Raw genomic sequence first — 18,982 nt, forward strand, 5'->3', positions numbered from 1 at the left:
GTCATGGCGGGCGGCATCACGCCTCAGGCCGGCACCCACCGCGGCGGGTGCCCGGGGTCGGTCGGGCCGGTGAAGACGTGCAGGTCCCGTTCCCGGTCCCGGCCGAAGCGGAGCCTCGTCGGTCGGACGACGGACGAGCGTCGTCTCGGCGAGCCCCGCGAACGGCACCCGTCCGCCCCTTCGCCGGGCCACGGCCGACTCCGCGGAGGCCCGCCGGCAGCCCGGGCCCGGGGTACAGGCGCGTCGTCCGGCCGCGGTGGGCGGCCCGTTCGGGGGAAACGGCCTGCGGGCACCTGCCTGGCCGGCGTGGTCCTGGTCATCCGCAGGCCGTACGCGGGCGGCCGATCAGCACGCGATCGCGTTCCCGCGCCGCCCCTCGGCACGGCCCGCCCGGAACTCCGGAGGACAACCGTCCCCCGTACGCGGCACGATCGGGCATGATCGGCAGACGGCTCGCCCCCCCGCACCGAGGTGAGCCGCTCCGCCGGAACAGCCTCAACTGCCCCCGGCGACGCCCGACCCGCCCGGCCTCAACCGCCAAGGAGCCCCATGGAGTCCGAGCCGTACACGCCCGCCCCGCTGCCCGCCCGAAGCCGGGAGGTGGCGCGCGCCCTGGCGGCTGCGGGCATCCCCGGTGAGGTACGGGAACTCGCCGAGTCCGCCCGTACCGCGGCGGAGGCCGCCTCGGCCCTGCAGTGCGAGGTCGGGGCCATCGCCAACAGCCTGGTGTTCCTCTCGGGCGACCAGCCCGTCCTGGTCCTCACCAGCGGCCGCCACAAGGTGGACACCACCGCCCTCGCCGCCCGCTGGGAACGCCCCGCACTCCGCCGCGCCACACCCGAACAGGTCCGTGACGCCACGGGCCAGGCCATCGGAGGCGTCGCCCCCGTCGGCCACCCCCGCCAACTCCCCACGGTCGTGGACCAAGCCCTCACGGAGTACCCCCGCGTCTGGGCGGCGGCGGGCACCCCGCACACCGTGTTCCCCACCACCGCCGAGGAACTCCTCCACCTCACGGGCGGCCTCCTGCTCCCGGTGGGCCCGGACAACTGACCCGTCTACAGGTCGACGAGCTCGACGGTCACCGTCGCGATGTCGCCGATGTCAAGGGATTCGGCCCTGCGCACGGCACGCGTGACCGGCAGCACGAAACACCCGCGCGCTGTCCGGAAACACGGACGTCAGCCAGGTGCTCCCCCCGACCGTGACGCGGGCCGGGGACCGCGTCAGGTGAGTGACCCCGAGGCCGGTGTATCAGCCGGTGGCGCGTAGGGCGCGTTGGGCCGACTCGCGGAGGTGGTCGAGTACGTCGGGGTCGGCGTCCAGGGTGTAGTCGGCGGGGAGGCCGGCCAGGGTGCGGGCGATGCGGGGGAGCGAGTCGTCCGAGGCGTCGACCAGGCAGGTGGTCCCGTCGAGCGGGCGGATGCGGGTGGCCGGGTGGCGGGCGTGGGCGCGTACGTCGTCGGCCGGCGCCCGGACGGTGGCGACGGCCCGGTGACGGGTGGGGGCCGCGGCCAGCCGGGCGGCGACGAAGGCGCCGGGGTCGGCGCCGGGCAGCTCGCGGGCGGGGACGCGGTGGCCGGTGGCCGCGACGCCGGCGGCGCGGTCCAGGCGGAAGACGCGCCAGTCCTCCCGGCCGGTGTCGTGCGCCAGGAGGTACCACAGGCCGCCGGAGGCCACGAGGTGCTGCGGTTCGACGCGGCGCGGCGAGGTCGCGCCGGTGCGGGTCGTGTAGTCGAAGGTGACGATCTCGTGGTCGCGGCAGGCGACGGCGAGGGCGGCCAGGAGGGCCGGATCGGCGCGGGGGCCGCCGGTCGTCCACGCGATGCCGGTGACCCCTCGCTGGAGCGCGGTGACCTGGCCGCGCAGGCGGCGGGGCAGGACCTGTTCGAGCTTGGCCAGGGCGCGCAGCGCCGTCTCCTCGATGCCGGTCAGGCCGCCGGCGGCGGTCCGCAGGGCGACCGCGACGGCGAAGGCCTCGTCGTCGGCGAGCAGCAGCGGGGGCAGGTCGGTGCCGGCGGCGAGCCGGTAGCCGCCGGCGTGGCCCCGGGCGCTGTCGACGGGGTAGCCCAGGTCGCGCAGCCGGTCGATGTCGCGGCGCACGGTGCGGACGGTCACCCGGAGGCGGTCGGCGAGGTCCGCGCCGGACCACTCGCGCCGGGTCTGCAGCAGCGACAGCAGTCGCAGCATCCGGGCCGTCATGTCGGTGCTCATGACCTCCACTATGACGGGCTCAAAGGACAGCTCCTGTCCTGAAAAAGCCCTCTGTGGATCCGTCCGCCCGTCCCGCGGTCCGGCCCGGCTGCCGCCCGTGACTCCGGACGGCAGCCGACCTCCTGCGGAAGCCGCCGGCTACCGGCTGAGCGTGCCCAGCGCCGCCGCGTCGTACGGCTTCAGCTCGTCGAAGCGGTTGCCGAGGACCTTAGCCGCCCACTGCGGGTCCTGCAGCAGCGCCCGGCCGACGGCGACCATGTCGAACTCCTCGCGCTCCATGCGGTCCAGCAGGTTGTCGATGTCGCCGAGCGCCGCCCCCTCGCCCGCGAAGGCGCGGATGAAGTCGCCGTCGAGGCCGACCGACCCGACGGTGATGGCCGGCCGGCCGGTGAGCTTCTTCGTCCAGCCCGCCAGGTTCAGGTCCGAGCCCTCGAACTCCGGCAGCCAGTAGCGCCGCGTGGAGGCGTGGAAGGCGTCGACGCCGGCCGCCGCCAGCGGCGCCAGGATCGCCTCCAGCTCCTCCGGGGTCTGTGCGAGCCGGGCGTCGTACGCCTCCTGCTTCCACTGCGAGTAGCGGAAGATCACCGGGAAGTCGGCCGAGACGCGCTCGCGGACCGCCGCCACGATCTCCGCCGCGAACCTGGTGCGGGCCACCGCGTCGCCGCCGTAGCCGTCGGTGCGGCGGTTGGTCCGCTCCCAGAGGAACTGGTCGAGCAGGTAGCCGTGGGCGCCGTGCAGTTCGACGCCGTCGAAGCCGATGCGCTCGGCGTCCGCGGCGGCGTCGGCGAAGGCGCCGATGACGTCGTCGAGGTCGGCGCGGGTCATCGCCCTGCCGGTCCCCTCGGTGCCGTCGACGCGGATGCCGGAGGGGCCGATCGCGGGCGCGTCGGCGTACGGCTCCTGGCCCTGCTTGCGCACCATGCCGATGTGCCACAGCTGGGGCACGATCGTGCCGCCCGCCTCGTGCACGGCCGCGGCGACGCGCGCCCACCCCGCGAGCTGCTCCTCGCCGTGGAAACGCGGCACCCGGTCGCTCTGACCTGCGGACTCGTGGCCGACGTAGGTGCCCTCCGTGACGATCAGGCCCACGCCCGCGGCGGCCCGGCTGGCGTAGTACGCCCGCACGTCCTCGCCGGGCACGCCGCCGGGGGAGAACATCCGCGTCATCGGAGCCATCGCGATGCGGTTGGGAACGGTCAGCCCGTTCAGCATGACGGGCCGGGACAGGATCTCGGCCGCGCGGGAGGCGGTGGACGTGGTGACGGTCATGCGGGTCCTCCGGGTTGAGGCTGTGGCTCGTCGGGTGGCAACGAGAAGTGCATAGTACACACGCTGTGTATCATGCATATTGCCGCACCCGGAGGGGTCCCCTGGCCGCCCGGTCGGCGATAATGGGGCGCCGGAAGGAGCGGGAGGCGGAGTGCTGGAGAGACTGGAGCGGGAGCTGATGCTGCTCTCGCGGCACCAGGTGCTGGCCCGGCGCGAGCGCGACCCCGAGCGCCTGGAGCGGTCGGCGTACCTGCTGCTGAGCCGGATCGACACGCAAGGCCCCATGTCCATCGGGCAGTTGGCCGACGCCTTCGGACTCGACACCTCGACCGTGAACCGTCAGACGGCCGCCCTGCTGCGCTGCGGGCTGGCCGAGCGTGTCGCGGACCCCGACGGCGGCATGGCCCGCAAGCTGCGGATCACCGACGAAGGCGGCCGCCGGCTCGCCGGAGACCGCGAGGTGAACCAGGCGTGCCTGGCCCGGGTGGTCGCCGGGTGGTCCCCCGAGGAGGTGCGCGAGCTGGAGGACGTGCTGGTCCGCCTCAACCGCAGCGCCGAGGGCCTGGAGGGCCGCTACTGGCCCCGCTCGGAGGACGCCGAGCCCTGCACCGTACGCCCCGTGCCGGACCGGCAGGAACCCGCGACGCCCGCGCCGTAGGCGCGCCGCGCGCATCCCGTTGCGGGCCGCGGCAGTTGCCGTGTACCGCTGCACAGCAGTGGCTCTCGCCACCACGGCCGCCGCCCGAGCCCGGTCCGCCCCTGACGGCGGCCGCCCCCGGGGCCGAACCGCCGACCCGGGGGCCGGCCGCGCGGGCATGCTGTTCAGCCCCTCCCGCGCACCTCATGGGGCTGGAGGTGGCGAGGCGGGAGAGGTGGGACACTTGATCATGCCCACGACGAACCCTTGGCTGGCGGGCCCGCCCCCGAAGAAGCCCCTCGACCGCGACCGCCTGGAAGAACGGATACTCAACCTGCTGTCGTCGCAGAACATGTGCGTGCTCGCGACCGCCGGACCGGACGGGCCGCTCGCCACCCCGGTGCGGTACTTCCACCTCGACTTCGCGGTGATGTTCTCCACGGCCCCCGGCTCGCCGAAGATGCGGAACCTGGCCGCCGATCCCCGTGTGTCGGTGGGAGTCTTCGCCCCCCTGGTCGGCCAGGCGAGCAGCCGGGGCGCCCAGCTCTTCGGCCGGGCCCGTGTCCTGTCCGAGACCGACCCGGAGTACGAGCACTACTGGCCGGCCTTCCGCTGGCAGTCCGACCACGTCGAACGGTCGCGCTCGCTGGACCAGCCCCCGACCGGCCCGCTCGTCGTCATCGAGGCCGAGCGCATCGTCTACACGGAGCACTGGCTCCGGCGCGAGGGTTTCGCGCCGCGCCAGTTCTGGACCCGAGCGGAGGGGTAGCCGGAACCCTCCGGCCGATCGCGCGGGTGGTCAGGGGCAGGTCTCGTCGGTCTTGACGACGGTGAACGCGACGGGCTGCCCGTTGAGCTTCGTCCCCGCCCTGGGGTCCTGCGTGCAGACCTTCCAGTTGGACTCCTGAAGGACCATGCGGCTCTCCAGCGCGTCCGTCACCATGATCGACGCGTTGGAGGGCAGGGAAGCGCGGACGGCCTTCATGCCCTGGCCGACGAAGTCCGGCATGGTCGCGCCGACGGGCTTCGGCCCCGGCGCGTCCACGGCGGGACAGGTCTCCTCCAGTTTGACGGCGCCGAAGTCGATCGTGGTGTCGGTGTCCACGGCGCCGCCGCCGGGTGGGGTCTGCGAGCAGACCTTCCAGTTCCGGTCGAGGGCCTGGAGCCGGTCGCGGCCGAGCGCGTCGTGCGACGTCAAGGCGTGGAAGCCGGCGGCCTGCGCCTCGTCCTGAGCGGTCTGGAGCCCCTTCCCGACGAGGTCCGGCAGTGTGGCCGCCTTCGCGCCCGGCGTGGCGGCGCCGGGTGCGGAGGCGGTCGGAGAGGGCGAACCGGGCGCGGGGGCCTTGCCGTTCCCGTTGGCCTGCGGGGTGCAGGCGGTGACGGCCAGGGCGGCGGCCGCGACGAGCACGCCGGCGGTGTGGTGTGTGCGCATCGCGCCATGGTCGCGGGCGCAGGGCGGCCGTGTGGTGTCCGTGACCGCTCTGTGACGGGGAAGAGGCCGGCGCGGTTGCGCTACTCGTCGCGCGCACCGGCCTCCCGCACGACGTGGCGCCCCAGCAACGGCAGCGCGCGGAACGTGTGGTCACGCCACAGCAGGCGCGAGCCCTCCTCCGGGTACGTGGCGAGGGCCGGCCGGGCGTCGAAGAGCTGTACGGGGCGCTGCTCGGCGTCGTACGCGGGCCAGCCGGGGTCGCCGTCGGCGGCGAAGGCCGTCCACGCGGCGCGCAGGCGGGCGGACAGTTCCTCGGCCTCCGGGTTCGGGCCCTCGCCGATCAGCATCGCGGGCTGGCCGCGGTCCAGGTTGCCGAAGACCAGCGGCACGTCGAGGCCGTGGCAGGCGCCGAGGGCGCCGCCCATGCCCGGGGCGGGCCAGGTCAGCTCGTAGACGTGGGCGCGGCCCCCGGCGGCGGCCTGGGCCTCGGCGAGGTGCAGCGACGGCATGCGGAACAGCCAGTCGGAGCCCACCAGTTCGTACAACTCCTCGGGACCCGCGTCGGGGAACGCCGCCCGGTAGCGGGGCGCGGCGTCCGGGCCGGGCCCGTAGACGCGCAGGGCGGTCTCCGCCTGCTCGGGCGTGACCTGGCCGAGCACTCCGTCGAGCGCCGCCAGCAGCCGGGTCTCGTGGCGGGTGTGGCCGACGAGGAGTTCGACGTCCCGGCCCGCGCCGTCCGCCAGGGCCTGCCACGGGGTGGTGCGCAGGGTGTCACCGTCGACCACCGGCGAGAAGGGGATCGCCCGGTGCGCGACCGGACCCCAGCGGTCCGCCCACTGCTCGGTCCTGGCGCCGACCGCGTCGCCGGCGGCGGCCAGCCGGGCGGGCTCCACTCCCGAGAGGTCGGCCGCGGCGGGCCGCAGCCCCAGCTCGGCGGCGCACGCCCTCGCGATGTCGGCGGCCAGTTCCGGCGTGAAGAACGTGCCCTGCACGCTCTGCGCCACGGCCCGTCGGAAGAGCCCGGCGGCGCGCCCGGTGGCCAGCAGGGCGGCGACCGACCCGGCACCCGCCGACTGGCCGAAGACGGTGACCCGGTCCGGGTCACCGCCGAACGCGCGGACGTTCTCGCGCACCCACTCCAGGGCGGCGATCTGGTCCAGCAGGCCCCGGTTGGCGGGCGCCCCGTCGAGCTGCCCGTAACCCTCCAGTCCCACGCGGTAGTTGAACGTCACCACCACGACGCCCTCCCGGGCCAGGCGCCCGCCGTCGTACTCGGGAAGGCCGGACATCCCGATCGAGTACGCGCCGCCCTGGATCCACACCATCACCGGCAGACCCGCACCGGGACCGGGATCGGCCGACCAGACGTTGACCGTCAGCCAGTCGTCGCCCGCAGCATCCGCCGCCAGCGCGTCCATGCCGAAGTGGCCCCCCTGCGGAGGCGGCGGACCGTACGACACCGCCGGCCGCACCCCGTCCCACCCGCGTACGGGCCGTGGCGGGGCGAAGCGCAACGCGCCCACCGGCGGCTCCGCGAACGGGATGCCGCGGAAGACCGCAACCCCCGCCTCTCGGCTGCCCCGCACCACACCGCCCGACACGTGGACTTCGGGCAGGCCCCCCGACGGCTCGGACGCGGCAACGCTCATCACAACGGTGCTCCCTCACTGGGCGGCGCGGTCGCCGGGATCATCCCCCTGCGGCCACGACCGGCGCCAGTCGATTAGGGACGTGTCACGGGCGCCGGGAAGGGCCGTCACGCGGGGAGCGGCTCCGCGGTGGACCCGCTGGAGACCGCTCCGGCGAGGCGCGGATGTTCGACTGCCGTTCGAGTGGGTATAAGGACAGGTTCGGCGCCGCCGACACGTCCTCCAACCCGCCATCCACTCGGTTCCACCAGGTGAGCAACGATGTCCCAGTGCAAGACCCCCGACTACCGCACCGGCCACCGCGGCCGGCACTGGACCCACGCCCTGCGCAGCGCCCAGAAGTCCGGCGCGGTGATCGTCACCGACGAGACGGGCGACGTGGTCGGCTACCGCCCCGAAAGCACCGGTCCCGGCCGCTTCCGCCCCTGGATCACCCCGGCAGGCACCCGCTACGACAGTCACGACGTCCACCCCGAGTGGTGACGCGCGAGGCCGGGCCACCGCGTCAGGCCAGGAGCGCGGCCGCCTGCTGCCGTGCGCGGGCCAGCCAGGTCGCGCGCTCCTCGCCGGACGAGTCGGTGACGGTGCGGAACACGAACCGCCGTACGTCGGAGACTCCGACGTACGGCAGGACGCATGCCGACCAGATGTGGTGCAGCGGGTCCCCGAACTCGCTCGCCTCACGGTCGGCGGGCGTGTCCGAGGTGTTCAGCACCAGCGCCCTGCCCGCCCTCAGGAGCCCGGCGGGCTCACCGTCCGCGGTGCCCAGCTTGTAGGCGACACCGGGCGCGAGTACGCGCTGCACCCAGCCGGTGAGGACGGCGGGCGGCATGCCCCACCAGTTCGGGTGGACGAACACCAGGGCGTCGAGCGTGGCCACCTCGGCCCGGTGCAGCGACACCTGCGCGTCGTGGGCGCGTGGCGCTGCCTCGACCGTCTCCGTCTCGTACGCGGACAGCACCGGTGAGAACCCTTCGGCGCACAGGTCGTGAGCCGACACCGTGGCTCCCCGTGCACGCAGCTCCGCCACGACGGCGTCGAACAGCGCGTGGTTGAAGCTCCCCGGCCGCGGGTGTGCGAGGTACACCCCTACGTGCATTGTTCCCCCCGGTTGACGCGGACATCGCCGGCTGGCGCGGGTACGAGCCTCTCACAGCCGCGTCGCCTCAGGTGGCGGGCGAGGAACGCGACGCTGCCGGTGACGATCGGGGCGACGTCGGCGGCGCCGAGGAAGATGTGGTCGGCGCCCTCCACGGGCCGCAGTTCCGACTCGCCGCCGGCCGCCGACAGAGCGGCGTGCAGCGCCTCGCTCTGGCTGTAGGGCACCAGCCCGTCGTGGGTCCCGTGGACCAGCAGGAACGGCGGCGGGGTGGCGGCCCCCTCCGCGTACGTCACCGGGCTCGCGGCCTCGGCCAGCGCCGGCCGCTCCTCCTCGGTGCCGCCCAGCAGGGCGTCGTAGGGATCGGGGAACTCGACGCCGGGGGGCATCGGGGGCATGCCGTGCTCGCGGATGGCGGGCAGGTCGGAGACCCCGTACCAGTCGACGACGGCGCGGACCGAGGTGTCGCCCTCCCCCACGCCCTCGGTGCCCTCCAGGCCGTCGGCGCCCGGGCTGTGGGGGCCGGTCAGGCCCGCGAGCGCCGCCAGGTGGCCGCCCGCCGACTCGCCCCAGACGGCGATGCGGTCGGGGTCGATGCCGAAGGCGCCGGCGAACCTGCGGACGTACCGGATCGCGGCCTTGACGTCGTGCAGCTGGGCCGGGAAGGGCGCTTCGAGGCTGTGGCGGTAGTCGATGGAGACCAGCGCGAGCCCGGCGGCCAGGACGGTGCCGTGCAGCAGCTCGGCGGGAACGGTCGGCGGCGGGTAGCGCCGGTCGCCCTCCAGCCAGCCGCCGCCGTGGATCCAGACGACGGCCGGCAGCGGCCCCTCGGCGGCGGGCACCAGCACGTCCAGGAGCCGGGGCCGGTACCCGGGCCGGGTGGCGTAGGTGACCCCGTCGAAGCGGCGGACGCCGTCCTCGGCGGTGACGGGCGGCACGGGTGCCCGGAACGGCGGGGGCGGCCAGCTCATGTCGAGCTCGGCCGGGAGCGACTGCGTCATCGGCGCCCTTTCGCAGGAGGGGTGGTGCCGGCCGGGATCCGTGCCGTTCGTCCGGATTCGCTGCGTCGGCCGGCGCGTGCTGCTTCACGCCTTACACGTGTAACCACGACTCTAGCGAGATGAATCCGGCCACGACAAGGTCACCGGCCGGCACGCCTCCCGGCTCATGACACGGGCAACGTCCGCCACGTCACGGGCCTCACCGCCACGCCTTGACCCCGCGGATGGCAGGATGCCGGTGCGGATGCCGGTGCGGACGCCGGCCGTCGGGGATGGGGAGACACATGCGACAGCGGCTCAACCTGGTCCTTCTGGGGGTGCGCGACGTCGCCGCCTCGGTCGCGTTCTACGAAGCGCTGGGCTGGCGGCGGTCCAAGGCGGGCTCGGAGGAGTTCGCGCTGTTCGAACTGGGCGGTGTCGCCATCGCGTTCCAGTCCCGAACGGCCTTCGCGGCCGACGCCGGCCTGCCGGACCGGGGCCAGGGCGGCTTCGCCGGCTTCGCCCTGGCGTACGTGGCCCGCAGCGCCGACGAGGTGTACGAGGTCATGGCCAAGGCCGCCGAGCTGGGCGCCACGGTCACCCGCCCGGCCGGCCCCAACGCCTGGGGACACAGCGGCTACTTCACCGACCCCGACGGCCACCTGTTCGAGGTGCTGTACGAGGACGGCTGGATCTTCGACGAACACGACGACCTGGTCCTCTGACCGCCCCCCGACGCGACGCCGAGGTCGGGCTTCGAGCCCCTGGGAGCCCGCCGGCTGCGGGGTACGGCCGTCGGAAGTCGTGCCCCATAGGCCGGATATGGTCGAGGCGCTCTTGCGGACCGGTCCTACGCTGGAGGCATGGCGACCGATCCCTTGCTGAGACAAGGCTCCGACTCGACGGATCTGGTCCTGCGCCTCGGCCCGGCCGGGCCGACGTGGAACGTGCTGACCTCGGCGGGGCCGGCGCTGTCCGTTCCGCTCGCTCTGGGCGCGCTGACCCTGCTCGTCGCCTTCGGCATGGCGCTGGCCGGGGCGCGGGCTTCGACCGTGTTCGTGGTGGTGGGGGTGATCGCCGGGCTGGAGTACCTGATCGGCTGGCTGGTGCTGGCCCTTTCCCGCGCCCGGGACATCCTGCGGGTGGAGTTCGCGCCGGCCGCGGTGCCCGAGTCTCTGCGGTTGGTCCGGGCCGCAGGGCCGGACGACTGGCTGCCCGTCAAGGCCCTGCGCGAGGTGCGGCTGACGCACAAGGTGGTGGAGCCGTACGAGGGGGACTACAAGCCGGCCGTCTCCACGCTTGAGCTGGAACTCGCCCTGCGGGGCGTCCGGGAGCGGATCGCGCTCCCGTTCGACGGCGACCCGAAGCGGCTCGCCGACGCCCTGAAGGCCCTGCTCGGCCCGGCTGGGGTCGTGGTGTGGCTGCGCACCGAGCGCAGCACGCGCGATCGGCCATCGCGCAACTCCGGCTGGACCTCCGGGGGTTCGGCCTCGGCCGGCTCGGGCGGCGGCTGACCCCGGGCTGCCCGTGGCGCTCCCCGGTTGGGCGCATGGGGCCGCCGGTGCGGAGGCCGGGTGCCCGGCCGGGGAGAGCGGGTGGACGGTCAGCGGGGCCCGGCCTGCGGCGCGCACCACGGCACACGGGTGGCGCGGGGCGAGGCCGCCCCGCGCCACCCGAGGGGAGCGCACCGTCCGGTCAGCCCTTGTCGGGCCGGTCCGTCACTCGCAGGGTGTTGACCAGGGGCTTGCCGAAGCCGCTGTGGGTGACGAAGCGGATGTTCAGCACGCCGTCGGTGACCGTCACCGTGTAACTCCGGTTGACCGCCGCGTACGAGCCCGCCTCCAGCGCGATGTCCAGGGAGGGCAGCACCTGCACGCCCTCCGCCAGGACGTCGAAGACCCGCTTGTCCGGCCTGGTGGACGAGAGCTCCGCGAAGCCCAGCTCCACCGTGTAGGTCCCGTTCGGGACGCCGTCGAAGCGGTACTCGTACATGCCCTCACGGGCGTTGCGGAACAGCCGCTGGTCGTCCGTGCCCGCGATCGCGCGGCCGGTGGACCGGACCGACGAGCTGCCCTGGTAACCGTAGGAACCGGCCTGGTACCTGCGGTCCGGGGACCAGCCGTCGCCGAGCGCGTCGGTGCCCGGGTAGTCGGAGCCGGCGTCCAGGGCGACCTGGTAGCGCGGCACCACGACCTTGACCGGGACGCTCAGCACCGGCGAGCGGCCACTGGCGGAGGCGATCTTCAGATCGGCCGTCAGGACCGTCCCCGGTGCCAGGCCCGCGGTGTCGACGGTGAGGGCGAGCGGTGCCCTGCCGCCCGTGGGCAGGTTCCCGGTCGCGGGCGTGGCCGTCAGCCAGGCCGCGTCCTCGGTCACCGTGAAGTCGGTGCCCAGCCCGGGGTTGGTGAGGTCGAGGGTGCGGGTCCGCCTCTGGTCCGGCGGCACCACCACCTCCACCGCGGGCCTGGCGGCCGTGACCTTGCCCGTCCGCAGGGACCGCGTCACCGCCGACACGTCGGCCGGCGCGATGTCCACGGTCGCCGCGGCGGACTCGTACGCCGGGGCCGAGAAGGCCACCGCCTGCGAGCCGGACGGGCTCTGGACGACGTAGCCGCCGTCCGCGGCCGTGACCGCGGACACCGCCGTGTCGCCGGTGCCGACGGTCACCGTGGCACCCGCGACGCCCTTGCCGTCGTTCGCGTCGAGGACGCGTCCGGCGACCACACCGCTCCTGGTGGTCCGGAAGGAGATGGAGAGGCCGTCCGAGATGACCGCGGTGTTGTACGAGTACTTGAAGGCGTCCGTGCCGGTCGCGTTCTCCACGCCCACCGTGGCCGTGGAGCCGCCCTTGATGCCGGTGCCGCCCGTGCCCTTGTAGGAGTACGTGACGGTGCCGTTCTCGCCGATCGCCGCGGAGAAGGAGAACTTGTCGTTCTGGGTGGACCAGTGCGCGACCTCGCGCCACTCGATCACGAGGCTGCGGTTCGGCGCGCTGCCGGTCACCGCCGTGAAGACGCCCGAGCCGCTGCCGGCCGCGCCGACGACGAGGTCGTCCCAGAACGGGTAGAGGGCCGCGTTCGGGGTGCCGGCGCTCGGGATGTCCCCGTTGATGTCACCGGTGTTGTTGCCGCCGAAGCTGACCGTGCCGTTCGTGCCGATCCACGCCTGCGCGTACGTCTTCCCGTACAGCGGCAGCGGGAAGGGCAGGTCGACTCGCTCGGTGGTGTTGTCGCCGGTCAGCGCGAGCTGCCGCTCGCCGGCCTGGTACGGGCGGTCCCCCGCGGTGGCGCAGGCGTAGCCGTAGCCGTCGGTGCGCGCGGGCAGCACGACCGCGACGGTGGTGTCGCCGGCGACGGTCGCCCGGGCCGTGCCGCCGGTGAGGCAGCGCGAGGTGTGGGCGGCCTTCACGTCGTACGTGCCGTACGGCAGGGTGACCTCGAAGCGGCCCTGCGCGTCCGCGGTGGCGGTCACCGGGGTGTCCACGATGGTGACGGTGGCGCCCGCGGCGGGTCCGGCGGCCGAGGAGACGGTGCCGGTGAGCTTGCCGGTGGGGGCCTGGGCCAGGGTGAAGTCGCCCGTGGTGGTGGCGTTCTCGGTGACCGTGGCGGTCGCCGCCTGCTGCCCGTAGCCGAACCTGGCCGCGGTCAGGGCGTACTCGCCCACCGACAGGGAGCGGAAGCTGTACGTGCCGTCGGCCGCCGTGGTCGTCGTACGGTCGATCGGGCCGTCGGCGGTGATTTTGGCCCCGGCGACCGGCTCGCCCGAGCCGGAGCGCACGGTGCCGCCGAGGGCGCCGGTCGCGCCACGGGGAGCGGCGGTCACCGCGGCGAGCGCGTCGAGTTTGCCCTCGCCGAAGACGTTGTTGTCGGCGGCGTTGCCGCCGCACTGGCCGTTGTGGGTGTCGAGGGCGGTGCCGTCGAGCAGCGCCTCGGTCTGCGCGACGTCGCCCTCCAGGGCGGGGGCGGCGGACCAGAGCAGCGCCACGGTCGCCGCGGTGTGCGGCGAGGCCATGGAGGTGCCGGAGAAGGACGCGTACTCACCGCCGGGGACGGAGGAGCGCACGTTGACTCCGGGGGCCGCGATGTTCGGCTTGACGATGCCGCCGGGGCCGGCTCCGCGCGAGGAGAAGGAGGCGATGGCGCCGTTGATGTCGAAGGCGCCGGAGCTGTAGGAGCGCGCGTAGTCGCCGGGCGAGCCGCTGGTCGCGCAGCCCGGGCCGGAGTTGCCGTTGGAGAAGGCCGGGAAGATGCCCGCCGCACGCCAGGCGTCGACGATCTGCTGGTACCAGTCGTCGTGCACTGCGCTGCCCCAGGAGTTGTTCACCACGTGCGGGGCGAGGTCGGGGCGGGGGTTGCGGCCGTTCAGGTCGGTCGGGGCGACGATCCACTGGCCGGAGGCGAGCAGCGAGGCCTCGGAACAGGTGCTGCTCTCGCACCCCTTGGCCGCGATCCACTTGGCGCCGGGGGCGACGCCGGTCTTGTTGGCGCCCCCGTCGTCGCCGACCATCGTGCCCATCGTGTGGGTGCCGTGGTCGTTGTTGTCGCAGGGCGCGGCGGTGGCGCACACGCCCGCGGGGTCGAACCAGTTGTGGTTGTGGTCGTACGACCCGTCCGCGTTCCTGCCCCGGTACTGGCCGTTGACCGCGGGGTGCGTGTAGTCGACGCCGCTGTCGATGTTGGCGACGACGATGCCCTCGCCGCGCACGCCGAGCTGCTCCCACACCTGCGGGGCCTTGATGCGGTCGACGTTCCACTCGACGGCGTCGGTGGCCTTCTCCCGGCGTCCCTCGGCGGGCTTGGGGAGGGTGACGGCGTCGTCGGTCTCGATCCGGGACACCTCGGGGCGCTCGGCGAGGGTCCCGGCGAGCTTGGCGCTGCCGACGACGCGGACCGCGTTGACGATCCAGTACGAGGTGTAGTCGGCCTTCGCGCCGTCCAGGGCCCTGATCACCTCGGCCTGGCTGCGCGTGGCGTGGTCCTTCTTGAGCCGCAGCACGGTCGCGGCCTTCGCCGCGCGGGTCTGCTGCTCGGCTGCGGCACTCAGGTCGGCGGCGCTGTCGAGGTAGACCCAGAAGGCGGTCTTGGCCGACTCGTCGAGCTGGGCGCGGAGTTCGGGTTCGATCTTGCGCTCGGCCGCGCTCGCGGCGGGGCCGGGGTCCGGCGCCGCCGCGGCGGCGCCCGCGCCGACGGGCAGGAGCAGGACGGAGGTGAGGGCGGCCAGCGCCGTCCGTAAGGATCGCCTTCTGTCGCGTTGGGGCAATGTCGTCTCCTCGTACGCAGTGTGCAGATGGTGAAGGAATGGAGTGTGCGACGTGCGCGGGTCATGGTGAGGGAGTGGTCATGCTCACTACAAGAGGGCCTCGTCGGCCAGGTCGGGACCGGGCAGGAGGAAGGGGGAGGCCCTCGGCTCCGCGCTACGGTGTCGGCATGTCCAGATCATTCGAAACCGGATCAGAGCCGTCTCCCGTCACCGCGGACGACGTCGACCTCGCCGTGCGGCTCGCGGTGGGCGTCCTCCGGGACGCACCCGCGCAGGGGTGGGGTGACAAGGCCGGTTCGCTGGAGTGGGATTGCTGGGAGACCGTCGAGCACCTCGCCAACGACCTGTTCTACTACGCCGTCCAACTGGGGCCGCAGTCCCCGCCGCTGGACACGCATGTGCCTTTCGCGCTGATCCGGAAGCGGCCGGAAGCGCCCATGGTCTTCGCCCACGCGGACCGTGACGCGGGTCCGGCCGGCCTGTTGCAGGTACTGGAGGCGTGCGGCGCGCTGCTGGTCGCCATGGTGCGTACGACGCCCCCGCAGGTCCGTGCCCACCATGCCGCCGGGGTGTCGGACCCGGAAGGCTTCGCGGCGCTGGGGGTGCAGGAAACGCTGGTGCACATGCACGACGTGGCGGAAGGCCTCGGGCTCGCCTGGACCCCGCCGCCCGCCCTCTGCTCGCGCGTTCTCACCCGTCTGTTCCCGGCGGCGCCGAGCGGCACGGCCCCCTGGCCCACCCTGCTCTGGGCCACCGGCCGCGCCGCGCTGCCCGGGCACCCTCGCCTCACCGCGTGGCGATCGGACAGCACACCGCGGTCACGGGTGAGCTGATCGGCCTCAGCCGGGGGCCCTGGAAGTCGAGACGTGGGAGTCGACCACACCTGGCCGAGAAAGCCCCCCAGGGGCGTTCCGGTGCCCTGTCCCGAGACTTCGGCAGGGGGCGGCCGTGGGTGCGCGGCAGCGGAGTTCGTCGTGTCCGAAAGTGGGCATCGCCCTGACCGAGGCCGTCGTTCCGGCCCCCGACACCACCGTTTCGACCGCCGGCGCGGCCCCGTCACCCGGCCGGCCGGGCCGGATCGGCTCCGTTCGAAAACTCGTCGGGATTTCCGTACAACCCTCCCGGGCGGGTGCGTGTCTCATGCGGTGGGTCCACACGGTGAACGTGATCGCATGCCTCCCGGCCGGGACCCGTGAACCACGTCCTGATCCTGGGGGGATCTTGTCCCGACGCGCCACCGTCCGACGCACCACCGCCCGCCGCAGCGTGACCCTGCTCGCCTGCCTCGCCGCCGTGGCCGGCACGGCCCCGCTGCTGGCCCTCCCGGCCACCGCCACCGCCGCGGACGCCGTCCCGGCACCCGAGCTGGTCCTCGACCTGCCCGGCAAGGCCGAGGCCCGCCGCGAGCAGGTCCTGGCCACCGACCACTACGGCTACACCCACCGGGCCATCGGCAGCGACGCCGTGCTCCGGACCGACTGGTCCACCGGCGTCACCACCCCGGTCACCCACGCGGACGGCACCCCCGTGACCGTGACCGGCGGCCCCTGCGCCGACGTGTGGGCGGGCTGCCTGCCCGGCTGGTACGGCCAGGCGGCGAACGGCGTCGCCGTTCCCGACGGCAGCGAGCCGAAGACCGTCACCCTGTGGCACGACGGCAACCGCAGCACCTTCGACCTCGCGGGCGGCCGGTACATCGGCCTCTACGGCTCCACCGTCCTCACCGGAGGCCCCGACGGCACCGGCGCCGCACTGCTCGCCAGGAAGGACGGCGAGCAGACCTCCCGTACCGTGACCGGCCTGCCCGAGGGCGCCCGCCTCCAGCGCGGCGCGCAGGGCGACGCCGACGGCGCTGCCGTCGTCTACCAGCTGGCCGACGGCACCTACGGCCTCGGGTACGTCGACTTCGCCACAGCCGCCCTGACCACCGTCTTCGCGGACCTCGGCACCGTCTCCTTCTCCCGCCCGCTGCCGCTGCTCGGGCCGGACGGCGTGGGCTACGCGTACGGCACCGGCGTCAAGGTCAGGCCGCGCGCGGACCTCGCCGCGCCCGCCCGCGAGACCACCCTGGTCGCCGCGGCCACCACCGCGGCCCTCAGCGGGGACTGGGTGGTCACCCAGTTCGCCGCGCGCGGCACCGCCTCCCTCTCCGCCACGTCCCTGGCCGACGGCACCCGCCGGGTGCTGCTGAGCAGCAGCCACATCGGCCTGGCCGCCACCCCCGGCGCCGGGATCCTGGCGACCGGCGGCACGGACGGCAACGACTGGTGGTTCCAGCACGTCACCCCGGGCGCCGACGGCCCGGTCGTGTACAACCGCGCGAAGATCGCCCCGTACCCGTACCCCAAGACGGCCATGAGCCTCAGCCGCGGCACCCTGCGCGTGGCCGAGAACGACAAGGGCACCGACCAGCACCGCACTTCGGTGTGGAACCTCACCGCGGCCGCCGGCGGCACGGTCACCGCCTCGGCCCGCGCCGACGGCCGGACCGCCCCGGCCGGAGCCGGCCTGTGGGGCAACTCCGGCACCGGCGGCGACGTCGTCCTCGGCAAGGGCGTCGTGGACCCGGAGGGCGCGCCGGCCGACACGGACGAGCTCCAGCAGCTCCGCGAGAACCCGAACTCCAGCGGGCACCGGCTCAACTGGGGCACCACGGGCGGCCGCATCGTCGACGTCGCCGACGGGTACGCCGTCTACCGCTCCGGCGGCGCCACCCCGGCCCAGTACGCCGACCGGTTCGGCTACCAGCAGACGCCGGCGGTCAAGCGCACCCCCGGCGCGGCCGCGCTGAACGGCCCGCTGATGTGGAGTGCCACCGCCACACCGGGCCGGTTCACCACGTACCACCTGGACACGAAGAAGACGGCGACGGTCGACGTCCCGGCCGCCACCTGCGTCCCCACCGAGCTCCAGGCCGCCGGCCGCTGGCTCTACTGGAGCTGTGGCACGGTCACCGCCGGCGTGTACGACACCGTGTCCCGCACCACGCGCACCGTGACCGGCGGCGACGTGCTGCTCGGCGACGGCTTCACCGTCCGGCACGACGAGGCGACGGACACCCTCGTGCTCACCGATGCCGTGACGGGCGAGTCCCGTACCCTCGCGTCGGGCGTGCCCGACGGCGCCGCGGGCGAGGACCGGCGCCGCACCTGGACCGTCGACGAGTACACCGGCCTGGTCGCGTGGAACGGCGCCGACGAGCGCATCCGCGTCAAGGCCGTGGCCCTGACCCCCACTGCCCTGAACGTCGTCAACTCGGACGTGGACGCCGACATCCGGCTCCGCAGCACGTACCCGACCTGGCACGCCGTCTGGACGGTCAGCCGCCCGGTCACCGACTGGAAGCTCACGCTCACCGACCCGGCCGGCACGGTCCTGCGCACCTTCACCGGCGGACCCTCCCAGGGCCAGCTCGGCAGCGTCTACTGGGACGGCAAGACCGCCTCGGGCGCCCACGCCCCCAACGGCCGGTTCACCTGGACCCTCACCGCCACCCCGCTCGGCGCCGCCTCCCCGGTCAGGCTCGCCGCCGGCTCGGGCACCGTGCGCGACGGGTCCGCGGTCCGCGGCGACTTCGGCTACGCGGGCGGACCGCCGGACGGCATCGGGGACGCGATGGGCCTCACCTCCGGCGGCACCCTGCGCACGATCTACGGCAACTCCGCCTCCGGCGCCTGGAACGGCACCACCAGCAGCACCGGCTGGCCGAGCGGGACCCGCGTCGTCCCCTTCGGCGACCTCACCGGCGACCGCTGCAACGACGTCCTGGTCCGCACCCCGGCCGGAGAGCTGCGCCGCTACGCCCCGGCGTGCGGCAAGCAGCTGACCACCGGCACCGCGTACAAGGTCCTCGGCCCCGGCTGGAACCAGTACGACGTGCTCACCTCGCCCGGCGACGTCACCGGGGACAAGCGGCCCGACCTGATCGCCCGCAACCCCTCCACCGGCGCGCTCTACCTGTACCCGGCCACCAGCACCGGCATCCTCGGCACGCGCACCCTCCTGGGCAGCACGTACAAGGGCTACAAGCGCATCACGGGCGCCGGCGACCTGAACGGCGACGGCCACGGCGACCTGATCCTGCACGACACGGGCAACGAGCTGTGGCGCATGAACGGCCTGGGCGGCGGCAAGTTCGCCGCCCGTGTCAAGCTCGCGGACGACTGGGGCACCGCCTACAACACCCTGGCCGGGGTGGGCGACCTGACCGGCGACGGCCGGCCGGACCTGATCGCCCGCGACACCTCGGGCGTCATCTGGCGCTACACCGGCCGCGGCAACGGCACCTTCGCCTCCCGCGTCCGGATCGCGACGGGCTGGCAGGTCTACAGCACCGTCTCCTGACCGTCACGGCACCTCCGCCCGCCCCCCCGCAGGGCCGGCGGGCGGAGGTGCCGTGCCCTACTGCCGGCGGCCGGTATCGGGTACCACGTACGGGAGTTC

16 protein-coding genes are annotated in these 18,982 nt (G+C 74.3%); 8 read left to right on the forward strand and 8 right to left on the reverse strand.

Annotated features, from left to right (window positions below; all coding sequences use genetic code 11):
• Positions 1–549: 549 nt before the first annotated feature.
• Positions 550–1,053, forward strand: a complete 504-nt coding sequence (locus tag ACIF6F_RS08585) for a YbaK/EbsC family protein (RefSeq protein WP_399943136.1) — start codon at positions 550–552, stop codon at positions 1,051–1,053.
• 5 nt (positions 1,054–1,058) lie between these two features.
• On the opposite strand, the gene ACIF6F_RS08590 is transcribed toward ACIF6F_RS08585, so the two are convergent.
• The 3 genes from ACIF6F_RS08590 to ACIF6F_RS08600 form a co-directional block, all read right to left on the reverse strand.
• Positions 1,059–1,148, reverse strand: coding sequence for a hypothetical protein (locus ACIF6F_RS08590; RefSeq protein ID WP_399943139.1), 90 nt, complete (start codon positions 1,146–1,148; stop codon positions 1,059–1,061).
• Between the two features lie 106 nt (positions 1,149–1,254).
• On the reverse strand, positions 1,255–2,214 hold the full coding sequence (locus ACIF6F_RS08595; RefSeq protein ID WP_399943142.1) for a helix-turn-helix transcriptional regulator: 960 nt from the start codon (positions 2,212–2,214) through the stop codon (positions 1,255–1,257).
• 138 nt (positions 2,215–2,352) lie between these two features.
• Positions 2,353–3,483, reverse strand: coding sequence for an NADH:flavin oxidoreductase (locus ACIF6F_RS08600; protein WP_399943145.1), 1,131 nt, complete (start codon positions 3,481–3,483; stop codon positions 2,353–2,355).
• Positions 3,484–3,661: 178 nt separating this feature from the next.
• On the opposite strand from ACIF6F_RS08600, the gene ACIF6F_RS08605 reads away from it, so the two are divergent.
• Both ACIF6F_RS08605 and ACIF6F_RS08610 read left to right on the forward strand, forming a co-directional pair.
• On the forward strand, positions 3,662–4,141 hold the full coding sequence (locus ACIF6F_RS08605; protein ID WP_399943480.1) for a MarR family winged helix-turn-helix transcriptional regulator: 480 nt from the start codon (positions 3,662–3,664) through the stop codon (positions 4,139–4,141).
• Between the two features lie 229 nt (positions 4,142–4,370).
• Positions 4,371–4,889, forward strand: a complete 519-nt coding sequence (locus tag ACIF6F_RS08610; RefSeq protein ID WP_399943147.1) for a pyridoxamine 5'-phosphate oxidase family protein — start codon at positions 4,371–4,373, stop codon at positions 4,887–4,889.
• Positions 4,890–4,919: 30 nt separating this feature from the next.
• Here the strand turns inward: ACIF6F_RS08610 and ACIF6F_RS08615 are convergent, their stop codons facing one another.
• Complete coding sequence (locus tag ACIF6F_RS08615; protein WP_399943150.1) at positions 4,920–5,552, reverse strand: hypothetical protein; 633 nt, start codon at positions 5,550–5,552, stop codon at positions 4,920–4,922.
• Positions 5,553–5,632: 80 nt separating this feature from the next.
• Positions 5,633–7,201, reverse strand: a complete 1,569-nt coding sequence (locus ACIF6F_RS08620; RefSeq protein ID WP_399943152.1) for a carboxylesterase/lipase family protein — start codon at positions 7,199–7,201, stop codon at positions 5,633–5,635.
• Positions 7,202–7,462: 261 nt separating this feature from the next.
• Here ACIF6F_RS08620 and ACIF6F_RS08625 point away from each other — a divergent pair, with 261 nt between their 5' ends.
• Positions 7,463–7,684 (forward strand): hypothetical protein, encoded by a 222-nt coding sequence (locus tag ACIF6F_RS08625; RefSeq protein ID WP_399943154.1) that lies wholly within the window; start codon positions 7,463–7,465, stop codon positions 7,682–7,684.
• A 22-nt stretch (positions 7,685–7,706) separates the two neighbouring features.
• Here ACIF6F_RS08625 and ACIF6F_RS08630 read toward each other — a convergent pair whose 3' ends face one another.
• Complete coding sequence (locus tag ACIF6F_RS08630) at positions 7,707–8,288, reverse strand: NAD(P)H-dependent oxidoreductase (protein ID WP_399943157.1); 582 nt, start codon at positions 8,286–8,288, stop codon at positions 7,707–7,709.
• A 2-nt stretch (positions 8,289–8,290) separates the two neighbouring features.
• Complete coding sequence (locus ACIF6F_RS08635; RefSeq protein WP_399943160.1) at positions 8,291–9,301, reverse strand: alpha/beta hydrolase fold domain-containing protein; 1,011 nt, start codon at positions 9,299–9,301, stop codon at positions 8,291–8,293.
• Between the two features lie 284 nt (positions 9,302–9,585).
• Between ACIF6F_RS08635 and ACIF6F_RS08640 the strand changes: the two genes are divergently transcribed.
• Both ACIF6F_RS08640 and ACIF6F_RS08645 read left to right on the forward strand, forming a co-directional pair.
• Entirely contained in the window at positions 9,586–10,005 is a 420-nt protein-coding gene (locus ACIF6F_RS08640) for a VOC family protein (protein ID WP_399943162.1), read from the forward strand.
• Between the two features lie 138 nt (positions 10,006–10,143).
• The gene (locus ACIF6F_RS08645) at positions 10,144–10,794 is read left to right on the forward strand and encodes a hypothetical protein (protein ID WP_399943165.1); all 651 of its coding nucleotides are present in this window, start codon (positions 10,144–10,146) and stop codon (positions 10,792–10,794) included.
• A 181-nt stretch (positions 10,795–10,975) separates the two neighbouring features.
• Here the strand turns inward: ACIF6F_RS08645 and ACIF6F_RS08650 are convergent, their stop codons facing one another.
• Positions 10,976–14,539: a S8 family serine peptidase gene (locus ACIF6F_RS08650; protein WP_399943168.1), complete on the reverse strand. Its 3,564-nt coding sequence runs from the start codon at positions 14,537–14,539 to the stop codon at positions 10,976–10,978.
• 167 nt (positions 14,540–14,706) lie between these two features.
• Here ACIF6F_RS08650 and ACIF6F_RS08655 point away from each other — a divergent pair, with 167 nt between their 5' ends.
• On the forward strand, positions 14,707–15,372 hold the full coding sequence (locus ACIF6F_RS08655; protein ID WP_399943170.1) for a hypothetical protein: 666 nt from the start codon (positions 14,707–14,709) through the stop codon (positions 15,370–15,372).
• A gap of 388 nt (positions 15,373–15,760) precedes the next feature.
• Positions 15,761–18,883 (forward strand): FG-GAP-like repeat-containing protein, encoded by a 3,123-nt coding sequence (locus ACIF6F_RS08660; RefSeq protein ID WP_399943173.1) that lies wholly within the window; start codon positions 15,761–15,763, stop codon positions 18,881–18,883.
• The last annotated feature ends 99 nt before the right edge of the window (positions 18,884–18,982 follow it).

Source organism: Streptomyces sp. NPDC086023, from assembly GCF_044540325.1.
In the GTDB taxonomy this organism is placed as follows: domain Bacteria; phylum Actinomycetota; class Actinomycetes; order Streptomycetales; family Streptomycetaceae; genus Streptomyces.

Coding starts and splice junctions, on each gene's coding strand:
- ACIF6F_RS08605 (WP_399943480.1), top strand. CDS start 3,662: ATGCTGCTCTCGCGGCACCAGGTGCTGGCCCGGCGCGAGCGCGACCCC.
- ACIF6F_RS08635 (WP_399943160.1), bottom strand. CDS start 9,301: ATGACGCAGTCGCTCCCGGCCGAGCTCGACATGAGCTGGCCGCCCCCG.
- ACIF6F_RS08595 (WP_399943142.1), bottom strand. CDS start 2,214: ATGAGCACCGACATGACGGCCCGGATGCTGCGACTGCTGTCGCTGCTG.
- ACIF6F_RS08625 (WP_399943154.1), top strand. CDS start 7,463: ATGTCCCAGTGCAAGACCCCCGACTACCGCACCGGCCACCGCGGCCGG.
- ACIF6F_RS08600 (WP_399943145.1), bottom strand. CDS start 3,483: ATGACCGTCACCACGTCCACCGCCTCCCGCGCGGCCGAGATCCTGTCC.
- ACIF6F_RS08620 (WP_399943152.1), bottom strand. CDS start 7,201: ATGAGCGTTGCCGCGTCCGAGCCGTCGGGGGGCCTGCCCGAAGTCCAC.
- ACIF6F_RS08655 (WP_399943170.1), top strand. CDS start 14,707: ATGTCCAGATCATTCGAAACCGGATCAGAGCCGTCTCCCGTCACCGCG.
- ACIF6F_RS08645 (WP_399943165.1), top strand. CDS start 10,144: ATGGCGACCGATCCCTTGCTGAGACAAGGCTCCGACTCGACGGATCTG.
- ACIF6F_RS08610 (WP_399943147.1), top strand. CDS start 4,371: ATGCCCACGACGAACCCTTGGCTGGCGGGCCCGCCCCCGAAGAAGCCC.
- ACIF6F_RS08640 (WP_399943162.1), top strand. CDS start 9,586: ATGCGACAGCGGCTCAACCTGGTCCTTCTGGGGGTGCGCGACGTCGCC.
- ACIF6F_RS08615 (WP_399943150.1), bottom strand. CDS start 5,552: ATGCGCACACACCACACCGCCGGCGTGCTCGTCGCGGCCGCCGCCCTG.
- ACIF6F_RS08585 (WP_399943136.1), top strand. CDS start 550: ATGGAGTCCGAGCCGTACACGCCCGCCCCGCTGCCCGCCCGAAGCCGG.